Raw genomic sequence first — 1291 nt, forward strand, 5'->3', positions numbered from 1 at the left:
CTGGACCTACACCCTCGATCAGAGCTCAGTGCAGGATTTAGATGCCGGTGATCAAATGACGGACACCATCACCCTCACTGCAAGCGATAACACACAGCAAGATATTGTTATCACCATTACGGGGACGGATGACGCACCTGAAGTCACTGGAAGCTTTACCGGCTCAGTCACCGAAGGTGACGTGGGCGATACCGCAGTAACTGCCACCGGCACCATTGCGATCAGTGATGGTGATGACGGCGATAATCCGACCTTTGCCGATACCACTGAAGCGGGGACTTATGGCTCGCTAGAGCTGGTGAGCGGCAACTGGACCTACACCCTCGATCAGTCTGCCGTGCAGGATTTAGATGCCGGTGATCAAGTGACGGACACTATCACGCTCACCGCAAGCGATAACACGCAACAAGATATTGTCATCACCATTACCGGCACCGATGACTTATCTGAAGTCACCGGTAGCTTTGTTGGCTCAGTGACCGAAGGTGACGTGGGCGATACCGCAGTAACTGCAACCGGCACCATTTCGATCAGTGATGTCGATGGCGATGACAATCCGACCTTTGCGAATACTACAGAAGCGGGGACTTATGGCTCTCTGGAACTAGTCGGTGAGAACTGGACCTACACCCTCGATCAGAGCTCAGTGCAGGATTTAGATGCCGGTGATCAAATGACGGACACCATCACCCTCACTGCAAGCGATAACACACAGCAAGATATTGTTATCACCATTACGGGGACGGATGACGCACCTGAAGTCACTGGAAGCTTTACCGGCTCAGTCACCGAAGGTGACGTGGGCGATACCGCAGTAACTGCCACCGGCACCATTGCGATCAGTGATGGTGATGACGGCGATAATCCGACCTTTGCCGATACCACTGAAGCGGGGACTTATGGCTCGCTAGAGCTGGTGAGCGGCAACTGGACCTACACCCTCGATCAGTCTGCCGTGCAGGATTTAGATGCCGGTGATGAGGTGACAGACACTATCACCCTCACTGCAAGCGATAACACACAGCAAGATATTGTTATCACGATTACGGGAACCGACGATGCCCCTGAAGTGAGTGGTGAGTTTGTTGGCTCAGTCACCGAAGGCAACGAAGGCGATGCGGTCACTGCCACCGGCACCATTGCGATCAGTGATGTCGATGCCGGCGATAACCCGACCTTTGCGAATACTACAGAAGCGGGGACTTATGGCTCGCTAGACCTAGTTAACGGCAACTGGACCTACACCCTCGATCAGTCTGCCGTGCAGAATTTAGATGCCGGTGATCAAGTG

Annotated in this window: 1 protein-coding gene; it reads left to right on the forward strand. The window is 53.6% G+C overall.

The annotated features are described in order from the left end of the window. Nucleotides 1-1291 (forward strand): VCBS domain-containing protein (locus WN56_RS13365; RefSeq protein ID WP_046075487.1); only part of this gene is annotated, 1291 nt, incomplete at both ends.

The sequence above is a fragment of the Salinivibrio sp. KP-1 genome (assembly GCF_000968645.1).
GTDB lineage: Bacteria > Pseudomonadota > Gammaproteobacteria > Enterobacterales > Vibrionaceae > Salinivibrio > Salinivibrio siamensis.